A 22,086-nucleotide genomic window follows, 5' to 3' on the forward strand; every position below is an offset into this window, starting at 1 on the left:
CAAAGGACTGACCATGCCCGGAACCGGTGAAGTAACAACCTCAGAGGAACTTGCTGTCCTCGTGCGCAACGACTTTATTGAGTCACGCCATGCAGGGAGCGTCGTTGTTGTAGACCCTGCTGGCAAGGTTCTGTTTAGCAAGGGTGATCCCACCGCATTGGTGTTCCCTCGCTCTGCCATGAAGCTCTTCCAAGCCATGGGTATCTTTTCAACTGGCCTGAAGCTCTCCCCCGAATTCACTGCCCTTGCAACCTCCAGCCACACTGGTTCGGCAGCACACGTGGAACTGGTCAAGGAACTCCTCGCCACGGAAGGCTTCACCGAAGCTGACCTCAGGTGCGCAACAGAGTGGCCCGTCAACAAGGACATGCTCAAGCAGGTTTACAAAGCAAATGGCGGGGCTTTACCGATTTATCACTGCTGTTCCGGAAAGCACGCAGCGATGCTGTTGGCCTGCAAGCACGAAGGATGGCCAACCGAGAATTATCTCGACCGTGACCACCCACTCCAGGTCCGCATTCTCGAGGCCGTCGAATACCTCACGGGGGAAACCATCACCTCAACCGCAGTTGATGGCTGTGGCGCTCCGGTTCACGCCATGCCCCTGGTTGCACTGGCTTCAGGTGTCGCCAAGATGCACGCGGCAGATGAGTCCACACCGATGGGCATCAAGAAATCAGCAGACACACTCTTTGAGTCCATGCTTGCCCACCCCTGGATTGTGGGAGATCACGGCGAACCTGATGTGATCATCATGGAGGAACTCGGCTTCACTGCAAAGTCAGGTTACGAAGGGGTTTTCATCGTCTCAACCCCAGATGGAACCACTGTTGCCACCAAAATTCTGGATGGCAACCTCCGCGTTGCACCTATTGTTGCCCTGCAGGCATTGGTTCGCGCAGGTGCACTGGAACAGACCAGGCTTGATGCTCTCATCCCTCGCCTTCACACTGAAGTTCAAGGTGGCGGCAAGGTTGTTGGACAGCTTCAGACCACGTTCTAGTCACTAACCCAGCACCGTGCGTGCTGTGGAGGTCACGTCCAGCACCATGCCTTCAGGCATGAAGATGGACACCACTGGCGGATGCCACGTTTTCTGCAAGCTGACGGTGGCACTGCGGCCGTCATTTGTGACGGCCGACACTACAGAAATACCTTTGCTCTCGGTTACGGGGATGAGCTGTAAATAGTTCTCGGTTTCTGAGCGAACAGCAGAGCTTGTCAAAGTAATGCTGGCGCGGCCGTTGATCACCTGTACGTCATCCAGATTGAATGCTTCAGCTGCGGCGAGCGCAGCTCCGTCAGCCACAGTAAACAGGCGTTTGCGCTCGATATACAGGCTTGTGGCTGCAACTGTGCCAAGAACGACAGCAAGCCCAATCAATCCAGCAAAGATAATCAGAATCAGGCTGGAGCCTTCCTCATCTTCTCGGATACGCCTTGCCCACATCAGCGCACTCCATGGAATCGTGAAACAACCTGGCTGGCTTGGGATGAGACGGGAACAACAGCAGCTTGATCAAGGTTGAGCACTGCAGGAACTAATGGCATCACAACCTTGACCCCCACGCCTATACTCACCAACGACTCAGGCTCAAGGCAGCTAGCAGAGCAGGTGATGGTGACATCTGCTTGTTTCGAGTCCAGGCCATAATCGGCGAGCGCAAAGTCGATTGCTTGTTGAGCACGCTTGACGGCGGTGCCTTGATCAGGGGATTCGACGTAGACGCGTGCTGCCTGCCTAGCCGCACCCTCTGTCGCTAACGTCGCGCCTTGCACAGCACCGACTGCCACAACCAAATACACCAGAGGAATCAGGAGCAGCATTCCGGCCGTGATGAACTCAAGCGAAGCTGAGCCATCTTCTTTAGTGAAGAACTTCGGAAGCCGCATGACCACTCACCTCCATCGAAGCTGCAGGACCCCAGAGCCCAATCATGGGAAGTGGCGCTTTCACAGTGATCACCGTTGCGGGAGCACCCATCCATTGCTGGCTTGAAACAGCGATGTCTTGGGCATATTGATCCCCCACCGCAGTTGTGATGAGTTCTTTGGTGCGCTGGACACCTTCAGCAGGGGTGGAGTCGATCAGCGCACCCCACCTCGCTCCTTCTGAGGCTGCATCTTGAATGGTGTTGCGAACATGCAGAGCGAGGCCCAGTTGAAGCACACCCAGGGTCAGGAAGGTGAGCAAAATGCCCACAAAGACAAACTCGACCACAGCCGAGCCGCTCTCGTCATTGCGCACTCTCTCGAGCACGCGTCCTAACCCTGACTTCATGATGTGTTCTAGAAACTCACAACGCGTGAGATGGCCTGATCAAAGACGGTGCCCAGAGCTGGAGCGGCAATAGCCCAGATGGCAACAACGAGTCCAGCGGTCATCAGGGTAATCAGAACCCATCCCGGAACATCTCCACGCTCATCGCTGAACTTGGACTGAATAGCTGAGCTGATTCGAGTAATCATGCTTTTCATTTCTGTATTTCTCCTTGAGTTGTGGACTAGAAGCCCGATTGAATGACGAGTAAACCGGGGAAGACGGCAAAGACGATGGTGACGGGCAAGATCAGGAAAACCAGTGGCACCAGCATGGCCACTTCTTTTTGTCCAGCGCTTTCGAGCAATCTGCGCTTGGAATCTTCACGGGCATCTAAAGCATGTGCTTGAAGTACAGCTGACACTGGAGTTCCACGGTTGAGTGCTCCCAGAATCTGTTCAATGCCACGGGAAAGTGCAGAAATCTTGAGCTTGCGCTCTAGTGACTGCAGGGCAGTAGCCATTGGGATACCCAACTGAACATCCAGCACAACCACACGGAACTCATCTGTGATGTCACCATGGCCAATGGTGGCCATGCGGCGCAGAGCGTCAGGCAGTCCTTCACCTGCGGAAAGACTCAAGGATAAAAATTCCCACACCGCAGGCAATTGAGCCTCGATGCGCTTCACTCGAGCTTTTGCGGCATATCCCAAGAAATACCTCACGCTGAGAAAACCCACAAGCGCACCCATGACGGGCACGAGCACATAAGCGAGCGCACTGGGCTGTGTCATCACAGCAACAGCGCCATCAACCAGAAGCCCCGCTGCGGCTCCCCACAATCCCCAGGTAATTTGGCGGGCACGGAACTCAGTAACCGAGAGTTCGGATCCAGCTCTGGCAAGATCAAGCTCCACGGCATCGGCCGGACCTGCGAACCGTTCCGTGACAGTCATCAAACTGTTCTTCAGTCCACGAATACCAAAGTCGAACTGTGGCAATGGAGCAGAACTCTTTTCTGTCACATCGGCATAGGCCTGCGGTGAGATATCCGCGACCAAGTGAGCAACGCGTTTCTGGAGCGATGCGCTACGAAAGCTCGGCAGTGTGGTGAGGATAATCCACACGCCCAAACCGAAGAGAGCACCAAGTCCTATCCCCCATCCAGCAAGTGAACTCATGCCAACCACCGCTTCTCATCAGGGAGGTATCCCACGGCAGACATGATTCGGTATGCCAGCAGGCTCACTCCGAGTCCAATCAAAATGAGCACAACACCTGCGCCCGAGTTGTAGGCCTGGGCAGCTTCTGACCTGGTGGATAACATCACCAAGACAATCCAGGGAGCCATCACGCCAATACGAGCAGCCAAACGAATCCAGCCCTGTCGAGCTTCAACTTCCTGGCGCAGTGCCGATTCAGCACGGAGGTGCGACCCGAGTGATCCAAGAACGGTCGTGATTTCAGTTCCACCAAGTTCTCGGCCCAGGCGAAGGGTCTCCACGATGCGATCGCCATTGGGGTTGGCCCATCGAGCTTTGAGATCCAGTGCGGCCAGTTCAAAGTTTCCAGAAACTTTGTAATCCTGGGCAAATAAGGCCGCAGGTGTGCTCACTGCTTTCGAAGAGAACCCTGCAAGTGAGATAACAGCATCCGGGATATTCGCTCCAGATCGAATGGCAGAAATTAACGCATCCACCACATCAGGCCATTGATTTCGCAATGCCTTGCGTGCTGAAGCACGCCTGCTTGCGGCAAACATCACCGGAAGCGCTGCTGCCGTTCCCGCTAGAACCACGCTCAACACAGCAACTCCTGTTACTGCCCAAGCAAGAGTGCCACCAATGACTGCAAGAACAACACACAAAGCCAACAACACTGATGACTTCATGCCTAGTTGCAAGGCGGTTTCTTTCAGACCACGCGAAAACTTCGAGGGTGTCGATACCCGTTCCACACGCTCTTTCTTGGGCCACAGCTTGCTGGAAACGATCAGAAAGATGCCCAATCCGGCGCTGGCACCCAGAAAGATTCCCAGGATCTCGATAGATGACAGTCTCATGCTGCGTCCAAGACAATACGAGGGTTGAGGTTTGTCAGTTCAAACTTGTCCATGCGTTCGGGAGCTAGGCCAGTAGCTACCAAAACGTCTTCAACGAGGTGGAAGATGACTGTCGATTCAATCTCTCCATCCACGACACGTCCTGTGGGGGCGATGATTTCGCTGACACGGCGGCGACCAAAACGATCGAGCTCACAGTGCACAACGACATCAATACAGCTCGCCACCGTGGGCACCACGAAACTGGAGTCAATGTTGCGGCCCGCCAATAACGGCAGCGTGCAGAGCTTGGTAAGTGCATCTTGAGCGCTGTTGGCGTGAAGTGAACAGGCACCGGGAAGGCCACTGTTCAACGCGATGAGCAGATCGAGGCTCTCTGCTTCACGGACCTCCCCCACCACCAAGCGGTCTGGGCGCATGCGCAAAGCTTCTTTGATGAGGCGGCGGAGAGAGATCTCGCCTGTGCCCTCCAAGCTAGCCTGACGGCACTGCATCGCAACACAGTCACGAGCATCGAAGTTGAGTTCAAAAGTTTCTTCCACAGTGATGATGCGATCATTCTCACGAGAAGAACGAAGCAGCGCATTGAGCATCGTGGTTTTACCTGCCTGGGTTGCTCCACAAACGAGAATGTTCTGTCTAGCTAGGACACTCATGCGAAGAAACTCTGCTGCTTGGCGCGTGAGAGAACCGCTCTCCACAAGATGAGCCAAGTCACGCACGTTCTTGGAGAACTTTCGAATGTTCACGGCCCAGTGCTTGGAGGTGATGTCGGGAATGGTCACGTGAAGGCGTGATCCATCAGGCAGTGATGCGTCCACAAACGGTGAGGACATATCAACGCGACGCCCAGAAGCCTGAAGCATGCGCTCAACCAGGTCGCGCACCTGTGTATCTGTGAATGAGAGCTCGGTCAGCTCAGCGACACCATTGCGCGCAACGAATACCTCTGTTGGGCTGTTGATCCAAATTTCTTCAATGGAGGAATCTTCCAGCAGGGGCTGCAGTGCACCGAAACCATTGAGTTCAGCCATAGCGAGGAAACGAAGTTCCTCATCGTTAAGAGGGGCACCTGAATTGTGGGAACCATCCCGAAGAATCTCGTCACGAAGTAACTTCTCGAGGTCAGGATTCAGACTCGTCGAGGAAACAGCACCGTCATGTGCTTTGGCTCGAACAGCACCAACAATGCGGGAGATGGAATCAGACATGAAGAAATCATGCCCGTTCCATCACAACCGGCTTAGGAGTTATCCACACCTCACCCGAGTCCGGGAGGGGGTGGAGTTGTTGGCAACTCAGGCAAACCTGTGTTGAGCAAGGCGTTAATCATTCGATATGCCTTCTGAGGAAGGACATCCCCGGGGAAATATTCCTCGAATAATCCTTCAAGTTCTTCAAGTGTCGATAAACCGGTTATGGCAAGCAAATTAGCTATATCTTGATCGTCACGACCTGTACGTGAAGCAGCAAGCTTCATCACCAACATGACTTCAGGCGTGGTCACCTTGAAGGAGACTCCCTTGTTTTCATACAAGGTTTCCCAGGTGACGCTCTTTCCTAAAGATGGAACGAATTGGGTCGCAGCATTGTTGATCCAGTCAGGATCCCAGCCGTTGATGTCAGCAACAGCTTCTGCAGAAGGACGAATAATGTCAAAATTTATGGCACGCAGATCAACATCGCTAGTCAGTCGCCTGTCGAAATATCGAAGTACGAGTGCGGCACCGCCGATGATAAATATTTCAGCGGAAATACCGCGGCTATTGAGATCGTCAGCAAGTTCCTTGAGTCCACGAATGATGTCATCGCGCGAAAGTGATTGAGTCATTAGACGCTCTCCATCGCGATAGCAGGGAACAAAACATTGTGGCGTTGGAATGCAACTGATACCTCGTCGAGGTCTGGAGTTGGACCGTAAATTCCTTCGCGCAAATGCTGTAATTCAGGAAGAAATAATTCTGAACTTTCGAGCCACGAAGGCAATGGCAAAGACTCATCAATCAGCCAATGCTCGACTAGCGCAGCAATAGCTGCGTCATAAAGCGCCGAACCGGTAGATTCCGGGGCCACCAGCGTAAGCACAACACGGACAGCTGGAGTTTGTTTCCTCAGAGAATCACTAAACGAGATGAACTCTCGGTAGGCAGCCTGATTGTCACCTTCAGCAAGAAAAAGAGCGATACTTTCCGCTACTTCTCCTGCTGTGCTGGCCAAAGTCGGAATAGCAATCAACCTGTGCCGTGATTTCTTCAACAGCGATGAGAATCTCTCAACACTTACTCCACGTGCTCCAGTCTCAATTTGGCTAATTGCGGCAGCAGAAGTGCCGCCAAGATCTGCCAATTTACGCACGGTAAACCCACGAGCACGTCGTGCTCGACGAAGTTCTTTGCCTGCGTCCATAGGAGTCTCCTCTGTTATCACATATGATAACAGAGTTTGACTGATCATCACTTTTTTGACCAATCAATGCTGAGCTTTTCAATAACGTGCTCGTATAGCGCCGCCGCCACAGCGACAGACTTGAGCTTCTTGCCCTTCTTCAGCAGCAGGAACTGGTGTGGGTACTTCTCTATAAATCCCAGAGGGTCTTTGACGAACTGATCGTAATCAATAACTCTCTCGTTGGAATGGTGGGCCATGTTATTCCTTCTTCGTTGAATAACCGCTTTCGCGGCCCCCTCCTAAAAGAAAGATTGCCAGCAACCACTGACATTATTAGCAGAGCTTCTGAACGACTCCAGAAACAACCAGGTTGAGCTCTGCTGGCCACTCTGAAGTTGCTTCAGCTCCACGTTCCATGATCATGTTTTTGGAAGCTGCCCACGTAATGAGCTCCTCAACGGAGTTGATACTGCTTGTATTCGCTGCGTCCTTAGCCAGGGTACGAACAAACTCGCCCTTGCCCTTCTTATTGAAGTGATTCAGCGCACGCAGCTGACCGTTTTCACCTTTGGTCACCACGCGCAGATAGACCGTGTTCTCTGCAGGTGCAACAGGGGCGAGGGCTGAATAGCCTTCAGAGCGCAGATCCAGCACGAGCCTAGGTTCTGCCTTGAGCTTCTTGGCCAACGCCTTGCTTCCTGCCTCTGCCCATGCCTTCTTGAGGCTTCCAGCGGCTAATGCAGGCAGTTTGGAGTCGAATGAGAGTCGATATGCCGGGATGGGCTCTAAAGCTCCCACGGGCCCTAGAAGCGCGGATTGGATCATCACGTTCTCTGCCAGGAATCCACGGGCCTGCTCATCGAGATTCATGGCGGCAAGGCCGTCATAGAGAACGCCGGTATAACGATCAATGGCCGGCATGGTGGGTGAGGTCTTGACCGCCTTGTTGCGGTCAACCTCTCCCATCTGCTTAGGGCTCAGCTTGAGAACTTCAGCACAGACCTTGGGCTTGCGCGCCAATGACACTGTTGCAGCCACTACGCGCTTGCGAATGGCGTTCAGCTGAGGAAACGACAGTGCCGTTTCGGCAAGAAGCTGCTCCAAAGGAGCACCCTCTCCCCCGTCGCGCTTCGTTTCCGAAGGCGGTAACAAAATCAACATGTCTGTCCCTTAAGTGCAAACGCCCGCAGGAAGAGAAACTCTTCGACCGCGGGCATTAGCGTGTGAGAGGTTAAGCGTTAGCCAACCAATTCTGCGGCAGAAGCAACAACAGAAACGTTGTTGTTTTCAACCGAAAGGAAGCCACCAGCTGCGTTAGCAGTGATCTTCGAGCCGTCCTCAGCAGTGACGCGAACTTCACCACCGGCGAGAATCGCCAGCATAGGTTCGTGTCCGGGAAGGATACCGATCTCGCCCTCGCTGGTCTTGGCAACAACCATTGAGGCTGCGCCAGACCAGACTTCCTGGTCGGCAGCTACGACGCTGACCTGAAGGAGAGAAGAAGCCATGATTAGCCGTTTTCCTTCTGGATCTTTGCCCACTGCTCTTCAACGTCAGAGATAGCACCAACGTTGAAGAAGGCCTGCTCAGCCACGTGGTCGAATTCACCCTTAGCAATAGCGTCGAAGGACTCGATGGTTTCCTTGAGGGGAACGGTCGAACCTTCAACACCGGTGAACTTCTTCGCCATGTAGGTGTTCTGCGAGAGGAACTGCTGAATACGACGTGCGCGCGAAACGGTGATCTTGTCTTCTTCAGAGAGCTCGTCAACACCAAGAATCGCGATGATTTCCTGGAGTTCCTTGTTCTTCTGGAGGATCGCCTTGACGGTGGTCGCAACGCGGTAGTGGTCTTCACCTAAGTAGCGAGGGTCCATGATGCGCGAGGTCGAGGTCAGTGGGTCCACAGCGGGGTAGAGACCCTTCGATGCGATTTCACGAGAAAGCTCGGTGGTTGCATCGAGGTGAGCGAAGGTGGTCGCTGGAGCGGGGTCGGTGTAGTCGTCCGCAGGAACGTAAATAGCCTGCAGCGAGGTAATCGAGTGACCACGAGTCGAGGTAATGCGCTCCTGGAGGATACCCATTTCGTCAGCCAGGTTGGGCTGGTAACCCACAGCTGAAGGCATACGGCCCAGAAGGGTCGACACCTCAGAACCTGCCTGGGTGAAACGGAAGATGTTGTCAATGAAGAGCAGAACGTCTTGCTTCTGAACGTCACGGAAGTATTCCGCCATGGTCAGAGCAGACAGTGCTACACGAAGACGGGTTCCGGGTGGCTCATCCATCTGGCCGAAGACGAGGGCGGTCTTGTCGAAGACGCCTGCTTCTTCCATTTCGTGGATAAGGTCGTTACCTTCACGGGTACGCTCACCCACACCGGCGAATACCGATACACCACCGTGGTCCTGAGCTACACGCTGAATCATTTCCTGAATCAGAACGGTCTTACCCACACCGGCACCACCGAACAGACCAATCTTTCCACCCTGAACATAGGGGGTCAGAAGGTCGATGACCTTGATACCAGTTTCGAAGAGCTGAGTCTTGGACTCGAGCTGGTCGAATGCTGGTGGTGTGCGGTGGATAGGCCAGCGCTCCTTGATGTCAATCTTTTCGCCAGGCTTACCGTTGAGGATGTCGCCGGTGACGTTGAAAACCTTACCCTTGGTGACGTCACCAACGGGCACGGAGATAGGAGCACCGGTGTCGGTAACTTCCTGGCCGCGCACGAGGCCGTCGGTGGGCTTGAGGGCAATGGCACGCACGAGGTCGTCACCGAGGTGCTGTGCAACCTCGAGGACAAGCTTGGTGCTCTCGCTGCCGAGGACGACCGTGGTCTCCAGGGCGTTGTAGATGCCGGGGATCGAGTCGTGTGGGAACTCGATGTCGACGACGGGACCGTTCACGCGGGCGATGCGACCGGTTGCGGTTGCTGCCTTCTTAGGAGCCGCTGCTTTCTTAGCAGGTGCTGCCTTTGCGGGGGTCTTAGCCTTAGTAGCTGGTGCTGCTGCCATTGCTCTTCTTCTCTCTTACCGGGTTTGGAAAGTCTGTGTTACTTGGCGGACGACAGGGCGTCGGCGCCACCAACGATTTCGGAAATTTGCTGGGTGATCTCGGACTGACGAGCGTTGTTCGCCAGACGGGTGTAGTCGCGGATCAACTTGTCGGCGTTGTCGCTTGCCGACTTCATTGCGCGCTGACGGCTAGCGTGCTCGGACGCAGCCGACTGCAGCATCGCGTTGTAGATGCGGCTTTCGATATAAACCGGAAGCAGTGCATCCAGAACCTTGTCTGCCTCGGGCTCAAACTCGTAGAGGGGAAGAACTTCTTCTTCACCAGGAGCTTCGACACCTTCGACAACTTCCAACGGAAGCATGCGCACAACGGTGGGAACCTGAGAAACCATGGAAACGAAACGGTTGTAAACAACGTGGATTTCATCCACGCCACCGTCTGCGTAGTCGCGCAGGAAGCTTTCGAGAACGGAGGCAGCAATTTCCTGCGCAGTTTCGAAAACGGGCTGGTCAGTGCCACCGGTCCAAATACGCTCAGCGGGACGCTGGCGGAAGGAGAAGTAAGCGTTTGCCTTGCGGCCAACCAGGAAGTACACAACTTCCTTGCCCTGCTCACGAAGAAGCTCAGCGAGCTGCTCCGATTCGCGCAGAACCTGTGAGCTGAACGCACCAGCAAGACCGCGGTCAGATGCAAGGATCACAACTGCTGCGCGCTGAATCTTTTCAGGCTCGGTCGTGAGGATGTGTGACACGTTGGTGTACGTGGCAACAGCCGACACGGCGCGAGTGATCGCACGCGAGTAGGGCGTGGACTGCAGAACGCGTGCCTGCGCTTTTTGAATGCGCGAGGCAGAGATCAGCTCCATTGCACGCGTGATCTTCTTGGTCGTCTGGGCAGAACGAATTTTCTGCCTATAGACCCGAAGTTGCGCTCCCATGTCTCTCCTGTGGTTTCTCTAAAAGGTGATTGATGTCAGTGAAAAGGCGCTTAGCGCTTCTTCTTGACGATCTTTTCCTGATTGACTTCGTCAGCGTCGATGGCGGTGAACTCTTCCTTACCAACCGAAGCCAGTGAAGAACCGTCGCCTGCCTGGAATTCCTTCTTGAAAGCAACAACTGCCTTCTCGAGGTCTTCGACAGTCTTGTCATCGAGCACGTTGGTGTCGCGCAGAGTGGTCAGAACCTTGGTCTTGCGACCGAGGTAGTCCAGGAACTCACGCTCAAAGCGCAGGATGTCCTCAACGGGAACCTCATCGAGCTTGCCGGTGGTACCAGCCCAGATCGATACAACCTGGTCCTCAACGGGGTAGGGGGTGTACTGAGGCTGCTTGAGCAGTTCGGTCAGACGAGCACCACGAGCCAGCTGACGACGGCTTGCGGCGTCAAGGTCGGATGCGAACATCGCGAATGCCTCGAGTGAACGGTACTGAGCGAGTTCGAGCTTCAAGGTACCGGAGACCTTCTTGATCGACTTGACCTGAGCGTCACCACCCACACGAGAAACCGAGATACCTACGTCAACGGCTGGACGCTGGTTCGCGTTGAACAGGTCCGACTGAAGGAAGATCTGGCCATCGGTGATCGAGATCACGTTGGTGGGAATGTATGCCGAGACGTCGTTTGCCTTGGTCTCGATGATGGGAAGACCAGTCATCGAACCTGCACCGAGCTCGTCAGAGAGCTTTGCACAACGCTCCAGCAGACGGGAGTGTAAGTAGAAGACGTCACCGGGGTATGCCTCACGTCCTGGTGGACGGCGAAGCAGCAAGGAAACTGCACGGTATGCCTCAGCCTGCTTGGAGAGGTCATCGAAAATGATGAGGACGTGCTTGCCGCCATACATCCAGTGCTGACCAATGGCAGAACCAGTGTAAGGAGCAAGGTACTTGAAACCTGCGGGGTCAGATGCAGGAGCAGCCACGATGGTGGTGTACTCCATTGCGCCAGCGTCCTCGAGTGCGCCCTTCACAGCAGCAATCGTGGAACCCTTCTGGCCGATAGCAACGTAGATGCAGCGAACCTGCTTGTTGGTGTCGCCGGACTCCCAGTTAGCCTTCTGGTTGATGATGGTGTCGATCGCAATAGCGGTCTTACCAGTCTGACGGTCACCAATGATGAGCTGACGCTGTCCACGACCAACGGGGATCATGGCGTCAATTGCCTTGATACCGGTCTGCATGGGCTCGTGCACCGACTTACGCTGCATCACGCCAGGAGCCTGAAGCTCGAGAGCACGACGGCCCTCAATCTTCTTGATGTCACCAAGACCATCGATGGGGTTACCCAGTGGGTCAACCACGCGACCGAGGTAGCCTTCGCCTACGGGAACGGAGAGAACCTCGCCAGTGCGGGTTACTTCCATACCTTCCACGATGCCGGTGAACTCACCGAGGACAACAACACCGATCTCGTTCTCGTCGAGGTTCAGGGCGAGACCAAGAGTGCCATCTGCGAAGCGGATGAGCTCGTTAGCCATCACACCGGGCAGGCCCTCAACGTGTGCGATACCGTCGGCTGCGTCGATGACGTGGCCAACTTCGGTCTTCGAAGCCTTGGTGGGCTTGTAGGAAGAAACGAAGTCCTTGAGAGCGTCGCGGATCTCGTTGGGGCTGATCGTAAGTTCTGCCATTGTGTTTTCCTTGTCTGATTCAGTCGGTTGACTGAGAGGTTTTGGTAAGTGTTACCGGCTATCCAGCGAGCTGGAGTCGCAGTTCTTGAATACGGGACGAAACTGAACCATCAATCACGTCATCGCCGACCTGCACGCGCAAGCCACCGATAATCGCAGGATCAATGATGAGGTTGATGTTGAGCTCGCGTCCGTAGACCTTCGCCAGGGACTTGCCCAGGCTGGTGAGCTGCGCTGCAGCAATAGGCTGCGCACTGGTCACGGTTGCAATGGAAGCGCCTGCCTGGTCCGCAACAATGTCTGCAGCGTAAGAGAGCAGGGCGCCAATGCGGCGACCACGAGGCTGCTGAACAAGCGCAGACACGATGGCAATAGTTGCCGCCGATGCCTTGCCCTTGAGCAGCTTGACTACGAGAGCGGCTTTAGCGTCGGGGTTACCAAGCTTGGAACCTAGGCTGAGCTCGAGTTCTGCGTCGCTCGACACGGCACGAGAGAACGCGAACAGCTCAGCGTCTACAGCTTCATTCTTCTTGGAACCCGACACAGCAGCGCGGATAGCGATTTCTTCGACACCGGCGAGCAGGTCATCCTGGCTCGACCAGCGATCAGAGACGATCTGTCCCAGCAGCTTGGACGCGGTGGCATCCAGTCCCTTGCCGAAAACCTTGCCCAGAAGGGAAGACTTGTCGGCTGCAGGAACAGCAGGGTCAGCTAGTACGGCGCGCAATTGGGCAGACTCAGCGAAGGCACGACCAGCAGCAAAGAGCTGTTCGCCCAATGCCAGGTTTGCCTTTGCTCCCAAGCCAGCAAGTGCTGCCTTGGAGCTAGTGATTGCGTGTCTGCTTGCGCTACCCATTACTTAGCTGCCTTCTCCGAAGCTGCGAGGTCAGCAAGGAAGCGGTCAACGAGTGCCTTGGACTTCTTGTCGTCGGTGAGAGCCTCACCGATAACGCCCGAAGCCAGGTCGATGGCCAGCGAGCCAACCTCACTCTTGAGCGAAACGAGTGCGCTCTGGCGCTCAGCTTCGATCTGAGTTTTTGCAGTCGCAGTGATGCGAGCTGCCTCGGTTGACGCGAGATCCTTTGCCTCAGTCACGATCTTGGCGCCGTCTGCACGAGCAGCGTCGCGGATCTTGCCTGCCTCAGCACGAGCGTCAGCGAGCTGCGCGGTGTACTTAGCAAGGGCTTCCTCAGCTTCACGCTGAGCAGCATCTGCCTTCTCGATGTTTCCCTCGATAGCTGCTCCACGCGCTTCCAGCATGGCTGAAACGTTGGGGAGCACCTTCTTCCAGAAGAAGATGAGGATGATCGCGAAGACGACCGCCGACCAAACCATGTCGTACGGTGCTGGCAACAGAGGGTTTGGTGTTTCCTCTGTTGAAGCCACGATTAGTGCCTGAAGCATGATGCCTCCGTGTCGAACGGGTAGATGACTAGTTGGTGAAGATGAAGTAGGTCGCGATACCGATGAAGGCAAGTGCCTCGGTGAAAGCGATACCCAGGTACATCAGAACCTGAAGACGACCTGCGAGCTCAGGCTGACGAGCAACCGACTCAATGGTCTTGCCAACGACGATACCTACGCCGATAGCGGGGCCAATGGCTGCGAGACCGTAGCCGACGGTGGCAATGTTGCCGTTGATTTCGGCGAGAACCGATGTTGCGTCCACGATTGTTTCCTTCCGTGTGGTCGATTTAGGCGGATGCCTAAATCGTTTAGTGTTCCTCAGCCAGCGCGAGCTGGATGTAGACCGTTGTGAGCAGCGTGAAGACGTATGCCTGCAGTACTGCAACAAGAATTTCAAATGCGGTGAAGACGAAGCCGAATGCGAAGGTTCCGATTCCGAAGAAACGAGCCCACGCAGCCTGGTCCAGCGCCGCAGAGAAGAAGAAGAAGTCTGTTGCTGAGAAGCAGAGAACCAGCAGCAAGTGGCCGGCAACCATGTTCATCAAAAGACGAAGAGCGAGAGTAATCGGACGCAGGATGAAGATTGAGAAGAACTCAATCGGGGTCACGATGATGTAGATAGGCCAGGGAACTCCTGGTGGGAACAACGACGCCTTGAGGAAGGTTCCGGGGTGCTTCTTCAAACCTGCGTAGATGAAGGTGACGTAGGCCACCACAGCAAGAGTCAGAGGAAGACCGAACAGTGACGAACCTGCCACGTTCATACCAGGGAAGATACCCGGGATGTTCATGGCCAGCACTGTAAAGAAGATGGCGGTGAGCAGGGGAAGGAAGCGCTTGCCGTCCTTCTTACCCAATAGGTCTTCAGCGATGTTGACGCGGACAACGTCCAGTGCCATCTCAGCCAGAGACTGTCCCTTGCCAGGAACAAGCTTCATGTTTCGTGTAGCAAGCCAGAACAGCAGGATCAAAATCGCTGCCATAGCAAAGCGGATCAGGATGATGCGGTTGATCTCGAAAGGAGTACCAGCAAAGAAGATCGCGGGAGGAAAGAATTCCGTAATTGACGGACCCTGAAAGCTCGAGCCATCCCCTGAAGAGGTGACGAGCTTGGTTACAGCGTTTACTAGCAGCGCTATCTCCTGTTTCGGGGCGTGGAGCTTCTGCTCTCGCGTCGACGAACATGCGGGATCCCCCCAGCAGTTCAATCTCGTTTGGCTTCGTTGTCGAAACGTGGGTGATTGATCCGCAGATGGTGCGAGGGATTACTCAAGACTTTACAGGGAAAAAGTGCGGCTGACCCAATCTAAAAAAGACTTACCGGTCAGCGGAATGTTCCGTCTGCGTTGGCCTACTGCTCCCGTGCGGGAGCCGGCGGTCCGAGACGAATTTTCTTTCCTTGCGTATCGACGCCACCCACACGATTGCTGCGTTCTGTCAACGCCACGAGAGAGAGGTACCGATCAGCAGTCCAACAGAGCAACTTACCCTTGTGGTCCTTGGTGCGGGAGAGTATTTTCGCCGCTTCAAGCTCTCCCAGTGCCCGATGCGCAGATGCCGGCGAAACACCAAATCTGCTTGTCACAGACTCCGCAGTCAACACCGGTTCCTCTGCAAGAGTGTCAAGTATTTTGACCGTCACCGCATCACGACGCGGAGCATTGGGGACAACACCACTTTCACGCCGAAAAGAAACGAATTGCTCTGCTAGTTCTTCATCGAGTTCAGAAACGAGCTGAGCTAACTTCACAGCATTTGCTGCGGCACGTTCCGTCGCTTCAGCAAATGCAATGACCCATTCGTCTAACAAAGCAGGTTCTTGGCGAAATCCCGTCAACCCAGAAATATATGCGTCCACATTTCCGGCAAAAACTGTGCTGATGGGAATGAGAGAGTTCCTTACCGCATCAGCTCTTCTGAGCACGGAGTGAATAAGCGCTCGACCTGTTCGACCGTTGCCATCGACGAAGGGGTGAATGGTTTCAAACTGAGCGTGAGCAATGGCTGCCCGCACAACCGGATTCCCCTCGGTGGCGGTGATGAATTGTGCCAAGTTGTCAACAAGGCGTGGCACATCACTTTCTGGCGGCGGCACATACTGGGCCCTCAGCGGGCTCCAACCAGATCCCCCCACCCAGTTCTGTTCTGTGCGGAGCCCATATTCAAGTCGTGGCTCAATCACGTGCTGAAGCGCACACAGGTCAGCCGTTGTGATCTCGCGGGTGTGTTCCGAGAGTTCAGCGATTGCTTGTTCAGTTGCGCGAACATTTGCCACAACATCAAGTGCGGCCTGAGTCCCCTGTTTCAACGATTCTGCGATAGCAAGTTTTTTGGGGGTGACTCGGTTACCTTCAATCCAGGATGAGGAGATGCTCTCGGAGCGGATAAGTAAATGGCTCAGGTAGCCACCACGGCTACCCACTCGCTCATCAGCGCGGGCCAAAACCACCAGTGCATCTTCTGCTGCAGATTGTGCGCGTTCACCCAGTTGAGGCAACCTCAGGCTGAGCTCGTCTGGAACATATGCCAGATAGCGCCCTGCTGCTCGATCTTTGCGACTGAGTCCACCAGTGTCTTCTGGTTGCCACAGCCTCTCTACGTAAGTACCCATGGTGACTCCTGACGTAGAAAAAGGAAGCTTATATTTCTACTTTAGAGCATCTAACCGAGAAATAGGAACACGAACCGACAGGATATTTCAAGAGCAGCGAGGCCGCTGACTGTAGCTAACGACTGAGGTCTGAGACGTAGGGCATGCGGGTCTTCATCACGACGACCACATCCACCACGAGCGAGGCAATGACGCCGGCGATGAGAGACAAGAACAGGGCAGTCGGGTTGATCCAGGGCTGGTCGCGCAGCGCAAGCGCTGCCACGATGAACGCCACGAACTTCAAAAGCCAGGCGCCCAGCACAATTCCGAAGAATGCCACGATGTCGAAGCGCACAGCAATCAAAATGCTCAGCGCAGTAATACCTAAGAACACCCCAGCCATAGCCGCACCAATAACTGCAGACCATGCCGCAATGGGGCCGGCAACGAGCAGGCCGATCACTCCGCCCACCACAGCAATCGCTGCGGCGAAAGCGAAGCCATAGGCCAGCGTGCGGCGCAGCACGGGAACAGAGCTCGGAACACCGGGAGGCAGTACGCGTGAGGTTTCAGGATTAGTCATGACTACTTGTCGGTATCTTTCTCGTCTGCGAATGTGGGTTGTGAATTAGAGGATGACTTCTTGCCTGAGCCGCGGGTCACGATGCCGTCCAGTTCAATCTGACCGGTAGCTCCGGCAATAACTTCCTCGGCAGGAACTGGAACATCGTCCTCGAACTTGTTGCTGGCTGCATCTAGCGGGTCATACTCAGCCAGGACAGCGTCGTCCTTGAGGGACTGAATTGTCTTCTCCACGCGCTGGCGACGCGTCAAAGGCAGGATGGTCAGCACTGCGCTGACAATCGTTCCCACAATCAAAAACACAATCGCGATGGCATATGGCTTCACAATGAAGAACAACAAGAAGCCGATAGAAACAACGGCAGTCCAGCTGTAAAGAATCAGTACAGCTTGCAAGTGTGAATGCCCCATGTCGAGCAGACGGTGGTGCAAATGCTTGCGGTCAGCAGTGAAGGGAGACTTACCCGCGCTCACCCGGCGCAGCACGGCAAGGGAGAAGTCAGCCAACGGGAGAAGCAGAATGGCGAACGGCAACATGATGGGTAAGAAAGCAGGAAGTAGCTGCGACTTACCTAAGCCGGTCTCGGTGAAACCGCCTGGATCAATCTGCCCTGTGACGGCAATACCGGCCACTGCCATGAGCAGACCCACCAGCATGGAACCCGCATCTCCCATGAACAACCGGGCACGGTGCCAGTTGAAGGGTAAGAACCCAGCACACGCACCCACCAGAACTGCAGCAATCAACGAAGCCAGGTTGAAATAGTTGGAGGGGCTGGTCTCACGGGCAAGCAGGTAGCTATAGATCAGGAAGACACCGTTAGAGATCAGTGAGACACCAGCAACAAGACCATCGAGGCCGTCAATGAAATTGACGGCGTTCATGACTAGAACAATGACAAAAATGGTCAGCAGGAAAGACATGGTGGGGGAACCCACCGTGATGCCGCCAATGGGAAGCGACAGAATCTGAACACCCTGCCAGGCAACAAGTGCTGCAACACCTAACTGGGCAGCGAGCTTGATGGTCCAGTCCAAATCCCAGATGTCATCGAGAACTCCGACAACCACGATGAGAAAAGCCGCGCCCATGATGGCCAGCACAGGACCTGGCTCTGCAAAGACAACCCGGAAAAACGGAATCTGACTTGCCACGGCGAAGGACAGCAAGATCCCGAGGAACATCGCCACGCCACCCAAACGAGGGGTGGGGCGAGTGTGAACGTCACGCTCACGAATCTTGGGATAAAGCTTGTATTTCAGGCTCAGGCGACGAATGACATATGAGAACCCGAAGGTGACCACTGCCGAGGCGAAGGCCATGAGCGCGAGCATGAACACGAGTTAGCCCACCGCTTCAGTCGAAGGCTCGAGTGTGTCACCAATGACGTCACGGAGCTGTGCTGCGGTGACAACACCATCACGAAGAATGCGAATACCGCCGGTGCCGCGAGAAAGCGCAGTGGCATCCACGATGGTAGAAGCTAGCCCTTCGGTTGCTTCACCCCCGTCGAGATAAACCTCAACACGAGCACCCAGCTGATCATGAGCACCAGAAGCAGTTGTCGCTGCAGGTTCACCTGTGAGGTTCGCCGAAGAGACCGCAAGCGGTCCGGTTTCTGCCAGAAGTTCAAGCGCAACAGGGTGTGCTGGGACACGAACAGCAACTGTGCCGTTGGTGTCACCCAAGTCCCATGCCAGTGAAGGTTGTGCTTCGAGCACGATGGTGAGCCCGCCAGGCCAGAATGCCGCAGCAAGAGAGCGGACTTCGTCAGGAATGTTCTGCGCAAGACCATCCATCGTTGCTGCCGATGGCATCAACACAGGAGGAGGCGACTGACGCCCGCGGCCTTTGGCCTCCAGAAGCAGTTGCACTGCTTCTGGACTGAATGCATTAGCTCCCACGCCATAGACAGTGTCTGTGGGAATGACGACAAGCTGACCCTTCGCCACGGCTTGGCGAGCAAGCCGCATGCCGGTGAGGAGTTCGGAATTATCCGAGCAGTCGTAGATGCGAGACATAACTCTGACAGTTTACGCGTCGAAGTTTAAAGCGAAGTTGGAACAGCGCCTTAGAGCGGCTGAACCAAATCACGCAAGATGTCACGGGGTCCATTGCTCACTCGGAAATAGCGCCCTGTGAGGACTTGACCAAGCACAGGAACCCAGCGAATAGCCCGGTAGCGTGGGTAGGAAGAGCGTGCCTGTTGGAGTTTCAGCGACGAAGCGATCAACGACAGTGCGGATGCTGAAGCACCGAGTTCACTCGCCCGCTCAGAAAGTGACGTGATGCGAGCCAACAGGCGAGCATTACGTTCTGCCCCTTCAGCGCGTAGCTTGGCCATGCGAGTAGAAAGTGTGTTTTTCTTCACACCAATTTGGTTGGAATCATGTTGGCGATAGCCAATCAGTGATTCCGTCACAGCGAACTGCTCACCTGAGAGTGCAGCAACCATGGCCAGCCACTCGTCATGAACCCAGCCAGAAGGAAAAGGCGCGGCTTTATCGAAGACCGAACGTGAGAAGGCAGCAGTAGCACCGGTCACAATGTTGCGCTTGATTAGAACATCTACGGGGTGAGAAACAATCCCCGCTCGTTCTGCAGAAGAGAGTGACAACGCTTCAAAGAGAGAGTGGCCGAGTGGCTCTCCGCTGGAGTTAACCAACTGGGCATCGCCGAAGACAAAACCTGCCCCTGCTTTCAGCTGGGCAGTTTCCACTTCCAAGCGCTGCGGGAACCACAGGTCATCTTGATCTGCCAAGAAGATGTAGGGCTTGGTCGTTGCGGCAATGGCCTGCTCGAAGTTCTTGGTGACGCCCAAGGATGTCTTGTTTGAGATCACAGTCAATTTCACTGTGCGCAGTTCAGAGCTGTGCTCAGAAAGTCGTTCCCAGGTTTGCTTGACTAGAGCAATCGTGCCGTCAGTTGAGCCGTCATCCGAGACCACGATTTCTGCAGGCAACAGCGTCTGAGCAGCCATGCTCTCCAGCTGCTCCACGATGAACGGTGCACCGTTGTAAGTGCACATTGCCACCGAAATCTCGGGCGAAATAGCCACAGGTCAACTCCCCTTAGGTCAGGGTTCAGTCTACGGGCGGGTTGCTGTGGTGTAACGGTCGCGACCGGTCAGGTCGCGATGTGTTGCAGTAGCACGCCATCCGTCTGCCGAGAGAATCTCTCGAATATCGGCGCCTTGCAATTCACCGTGCTCCAACATGAGTGCAGCACCGGGACGCCCGAGAACTAAAGCCACCTGCGACACCTGGCGCACCACATCAAGACCGTCCTGGCCGCCATAGAGAGCAAGTGCGGGGTCAAAGAGCTGAACCTCTGGGTCACGAGGAATGGCATCTACCGGGATGTAGGGAGGGTTGGACGCAATGACAGCGACTGTGCCTTCAAGCTGAGGGAAGGTCGCTAGCAACTCTTCGCCTGCAAGGTCACCGGGTACTAGGTGAGCATTATTGCCACCCAGTGCAGAGAAGTTCTTCGACGTCCATGGAAGAGCTTCAGGGCTCTTCTCCACGGCATAGATGGTGGCGTGAGGAACTTCAGTTGCCATCGCGAGGGCAATAGCACCAGAACCTGTTCCGAGGTCTACACCAATGGGCGAAGGCTCCGCCAGAGAACGTAAGGCATCAATGGCCATTCCAGCGAGCTGTTCCGTCTCGGGACGAGGAACAAAAACGCCTGGGCCAACCTGGAGCGTCATCGACCTAAACCAGGCGACACCCAAGATGTGTTGGAGGGGTTCGCGGCCAGCGCGGCGTTCGACAAGCTGACGAATAGCAAGCGCAGATTCACCTGGCACGGTGAAGCCCGTGACCAGCTTGGAGGCGAGTTCACCGCGGCTCCAGCCCAGAATGTGACCAATAAGTAGCCCGGCATCCACGTCTGCTTCCAGAATCCCGGCAGCACTCAACTGCTCCATTGCCCACTGACGAAGATCAGTGAGGGCAATGTCGTCGGCATGAGGTGTGGAATTCATAATGTCTTTGAACGTAACAGAACTATGCGGGGGTGCGTGTGTGCCACATAATCAAAGAACGCTTTAGTACCACCCACTTAGTAGAGAAACAGGTTCATCGTGGCTCGTCTGTATGACAACATCACAGAGCTCACTGGCAACACCCCGCTGGTGCGCATCAACAGCTTGACCAAGGGCGCTGGCGCCACGGTTTACGCCAAGCTCGAGTTCTACAACCCCGGCAACTCCGTCAAGGACCGCCTGGGCAAGGCAATCATTGACGCCGCAGAGAAGTCTGGTGAGCTCAAGCCAGGTGGAACCATCGTTGAGGGAACCTCCGGTAACACCGGTATTGCTCTTGCCCTAGTGGGCGCAGCTCGCGGCTACAAGGTCATCCTGACCATGCCAGAGACCATGAGCATCGAGCGCCGCGTATTGGTGCGCGCATACGGTGCTGAAGTTGTCCTCACCCCAGGTTCTGAGGGTATGCGCGGTGCTGTTTCTCGCGCAGAAGAGATCGTGGCTAACACCCCTGGTGCAATCCTGGCTCGTCAGTTTGAGAACGCTGCAAACCCAGCTATCCACCGCGCAACTACTGCCGAAGAGGTCTGGGCAGACACCGACGGCAAGGTAGACATCTTCATTGCAGGTGTGGGAACTGGTGGAACCATTACTGGTACCGGTCAGCGCCTCAAGGAACTCAACCCCAACGTTCAGATCATTGCTGTTGAGCCCGAAGAGTCCCCCATTCTCAACGGTGGCGCTCCTGGTCCTCACAAGATCCAGGGCATTGGTGCGAACTTCGTTCCCCCCATCCTCGACACCACCGTTTATGACGAGGTATTCGACGTCAACTTTGACCAGTCGATTGAGTTTGCTCGCCGCCTGGCTGCGGAAGAAGGCATCTTGGCGGGTATTTCCACCGGAGCTATCTTCTACGCAGCAACTGAGGTTGCCAAGCGTCCAGAGAACGCAGGCAAGACCATCGTTGCCATCGTCTGCGACTATGGCGAGCGCTATGTCTCCACCGCACTGTGGGAGCCTTTTAAGGACTAGCCCCTCTATTCAGAACCCCCGTTTGACGAAGTCTTACGGGGGTTCTTGGGTTAATAGTGATTACGCATGAACCCGTTTATAACAATTTATAAGCATTTATAGTTTTTTCTTATAAGTACTTATAAA

Annotated in this window: 27 protein-coding genes; 2 read left to right on the forward strand and 25 right to left on the reverse strand. The window is 55.1% G+C overall.

Annotation, left to right across the window (positions count from 1 at the left end):
• Positions 1-13: 13 nt before the first annotated feature.
• Positions 14-1,003, forward strand: coding sequence for an asparaginase (locus tag M2118_RS05645; RefSeq protein WP_280794958.1), 990 nt, complete (start codon positions 14-16; stop codon positions 1,001-1,003).
• Between the two features lie 3 nt (positions 1,004-1,006).
• On the opposite strand, the gene M2118_RS05650 is transcribed toward M2118_RS05645, so the two are convergent.
• From M2118_RS05650 to prmC, 25 genes are all read right to left on the reverse strand, one after another.
• Positions 1,007-1,450: a pilus assembly protein TadG-related protein gene (locus M2118_RS05650; RefSeq protein WP_280794959.1), complete on the reverse strand. Its 444-nt coding sequence runs from the start codon at positions 1,448-1,450 to the stop codon at positions 1,007-1,009.
• Positions 1,450-1,893: a hypothetical protein gene (locus tag M2118_RS05655; RefSeq protein ID WP_280794960.1), complete on the reverse strand. Its 444-nt coding sequence runs from the start codon at positions 1,891-1,893 to the stop codon at positions 1,450-1,452. Before M2118_RS05655 ends, M2118_RS05650 begins: the two co-directional genes overlap by 1 nt.
• On the reverse strand, positions 1,868-2,281 hold the full coding sequence (locus M2118_RS05660) for a TadE/TadG family type IV pilus assembly protein (RefSeq protein ID WP_280794961.1): 414 nt from the start codon (positions 2,279-2,281) through the stop codon (positions 1,868-1,870). The genes M2118_RS05655 and M2118_RS05660 overlap by 26 nt, the downstream gene beginning before the upstream one ends.
• Before the next feature lie 8 nt (positions 2,282-2,289).
• Positions 2,290-2,478, reverse strand: coding sequence for a hypothetical protein (locus tag M2118_RS05665; RefSeq protein WP_280794962.1), 189 nt, complete (start codon positions 2,476-2,478; stop codon positions 2,290-2,292).
• Between the two features lie 26 nt (positions 2,479-2,504).
• On the reverse strand, positions 2,505-3,443 hold the full coding sequence (locus M2118_RS05670; RefSeq protein WP_280794963.1) for a type II secretion system F family protein: 939 nt from the start codon (positions 3,441-3,443) through the stop codon (positions 2,505-2,507).
• A complete protein-coding gene (locus M2118_RS05675; protein WP_280794964.1) occupies positions 3,440-4,324 on the reverse strand; it encodes a type II secretion system F family protein in 885 nt (294 codons plus the stop codon). The genes M2118_RS05670 and M2118_RS05675 overlap by 4 nt, the downstream gene beginning before the upstream one ends.
• Complete coding sequence (locus tag M2118_RS05680; protein ID WP_280794965.1) at positions 4,321-5,535, reverse strand: CpaF family protein; 1,215 nt, start codon at positions 5,533-5,535, stop codon at positions 4,321-4,323. The genes M2118_RS05675 and M2118_RS05680 overlap by 4 nt, the downstream gene beginning before the upstream one ends.
• Before the next feature lie 50 nt (positions 5,536-5,585).
• Complete coding sequence (locus M2118_RS05685; RefSeq protein WP_280794966.1) at positions 5,586-6,155, reverse strand: DUF6036 family nucleotidyltransferase; 570 nt, start codon at positions 6,153-6,155, stop codon at positions 5,586-5,588.
• Complete coding sequence (locus tag M2118_RS05690) at positions 6,155-6,730, reverse strand: helix-turn-helix domain-containing protein (RefSeq protein ID WP_280794967.1); 576 nt, start codon at positions 6,728-6,730, stop codon at positions 6,155-6,157. The genes M2118_RS05685 and M2118_RS05690 overlap by 1 nt, the downstream gene beginning before the upstream one ends.
• 47 nt (positions 6,731-6,777) lie before the next feature.
• Positions 6,778-6,969: a hypothetical protein gene (locus M2118_RS05695; RefSeq protein WP_280794968.1), complete on the reverse strand. Its 192-nt coding sequence runs from the start codon at positions 6,967-6,969 to the stop codon at positions 6,778-6,780.
• Between the two features lie 76 nt (positions 6,970-7,045).
• Positions 7,046-7,873 carry a YaaA family protein gene (locus tag M2118_RS05700; protein ID WP_280794969.1) on the reverse strand — a complete coding sequence of 276 codons (828 nt, stop codon included), beginning with the start codon at positions 7,871-7,873 and terminating at the stop codon, positions 7,046-7,048.
• A 77-nt stretch (positions 7,874-7,950) separates the two neighbouring features.
• Entirely contained in the window at positions 7,951-8,220 is a 270-nt protein-coding gene (locus M2118_RS05705; RefSeq protein ID WP_277494327.1) for a F0F1 ATP synthase subunit epsilon, read from the reverse strand.
• 2 nt (positions 8,221-8,222) lie between these two features.
• Positions 8,223-9,725: a F0F1 ATP synthase subunit beta gene (gene atpD, locus M2118_RS05710; protein WP_280794970.1), complete on the reverse strand. Its 1,503-nt coding sequence runs from the start codon at positions 9,723-9,725 to the stop codon at positions 8,223-8,225.
• 38 nt (positions 9,726-9,763) lie between these two features.
• The gene (locus tag M2118_RS05715; protein WP_280794971.1) at positions 9,764-10,663 is read right to left on the reverse strand and encodes a F0F1 ATP synthase subunit gamma; all 900 of its coding nucleotides are present in this window, start codon (positions 10,661-10,663) and stop codon (positions 9,764-9,766) included.
• Positions 10,664-10,713: 50 nt separating this feature from the next.
• On the reverse strand, positions 10,714-12,354 hold the full coding sequence (gene atpA, locus M2118_RS05720; protein WP_280794972.1) for a F0F1 ATP synthase subunit alpha: 1,641 nt from the start codon (positions 12,352-12,354) through the stop codon (positions 10,714-10,716).
• Between the two features lie 58 nt (positions 12,355-12,412).
• Entirely contained in the window at positions 12,413-13,210 is a 798-nt protein-coding gene (locus tag M2118_RS05725) for a F0F1 ATP synthase subunit delta (protein ID WP_110232967.1), read from the reverse strand.
• Positions 13,210-13,758 (reverse strand): F0F1 ATP synthase subunit B, encoded by a 549-nt coding sequence (locus M2118_RS05730; RefSeq protein ID WP_110232966.1) that lies wholly within the window; start codon positions 13,756-13,758, stop codon positions 13,210-13,212. Before M2118_RS05730 ends, M2118_RS05725 begins: the two co-directional genes overlap by 1 nt.
• 28 nt (positions 13,759-13,786) lie before the next feature.
• Positions 13,787-14,023 carry an ATP synthase F0 subunit C gene (atpE, locus tag M2118_RS05735; protein WP_096380363.1) on the reverse strand — a complete coding sequence of 79 codons (237 nt, stop codon included), beginning with the start codon at positions 14,021-14,023 and terminating at the stop codon, positions 13,787-13,789.
• A gap of 46 nt (positions 14,024-14,069) precedes the next feature.
• Complete coding sequence (gene atpB / locus M2118_RS05740; RefSeq protein WP_432418384.1) at positions 14,070-14,900, reverse strand: F0F1 ATP synthase subunit A; 831 nt, start codon at positions 14,898-14,900, stop codon at positions 14,070-14,072.
• A 212-nt stretch (positions 14,901-15,112) separates the two neighbouring features.
• Entirely contained in the window at positions 15,113-16,372 is a 1,260-nt protein-coding gene (locus M2118_RS05745) for a Fic family protein (RefSeq protein ID WP_280794973.1), read from the reverse strand.
• A gap of 115 nt (positions 16,373-16,487) precedes the next feature.
• Entirely contained in the window at positions 16,488-16,937 is a 450-nt protein-coding gene (locus M2118_RS05750) for a hypothetical protein (protein ID WP_280794974.1), read from the reverse strand.
• A 2-nt stretch (positions 16,938-16,939) separates the two neighbouring features.
• Positions 16,940-18,277: an MraY family glycosyltransferase gene (locus tag M2118_RS05755; RefSeq protein WP_280794975.1), complete on the reverse strand. Its 1,338-nt coding sequence runs from the start codon at positions 18,275-18,277 to the stop codon at positions 16,940-16,942.
• A gap of 3 nt (positions 18,278-18,280) precedes the next feature.
• The gene (locus M2118_RS05760; protein ID WP_280794976.1) at positions 18,281-18,958 is read right to left on the reverse strand and encodes an L-threonylcarbamoyladenylate synthase; all 678 of its coding nucleotides are present in this window, start codon (positions 18,956-18,958) and stop codon (positions 18,281-18,283) included.
• A gap of 50 nt (positions 18,959-19,008) precedes the next feature.
• The gene (locus M2118_RS05765; protein WP_280794977.1) at positions 19,009-19,995 is read right to left on the reverse strand and encodes a glycosyltransferase family 2 protein; all 987 of its coding nucleotides are present in this window, start codon (positions 19,993-19,995) and stop codon (positions 19,009-19,011) included.
• Positions 19,996-20,025: 30 nt separating this feature from the next.
• Positions 20,026-20,925 carry a peptide chain release factor N(5)-glutamine methyltransferase gene (prmC, locus tag M2118_RS05770; RefSeq protein ID WP_280794978.1) on the reverse strand — a complete coding sequence of 300 codons (900 nt, stop codon included), beginning with the start codon at positions 20,923-20,925 and terminating at the stop codon, positions 20,026-20,028.
• Positions 20,926-21,024: 99 nt separating this feature from the next.
• On the opposite strand from prmC, the gene cysK reads away from it, so the two are divergent.
• On the forward strand, positions 21,025-21,960 hold the full coding sequence (gene cysK, locus M2118_RS05775; RefSeq protein ID WP_280794979.1) for a cysteine synthase A: 936 nt from the start codon (positions 21,025-21,027) through the stop codon (positions 21,958-21,960).
• The last annotated feature ends 126 nt before the right edge of the window (positions 21,961-22,086 follow it).

This window comes from Aurantimicrobium minutum, from assembly GCF_029892845.1.
In the GTDB taxonomy this organism is placed as follows: Bacteria; Actinomycetota; Actinomycetes; order Actinomycetales; family Microbacteriaceae; genus Aurantimicrobium; species Aurantimicrobium minutum_B.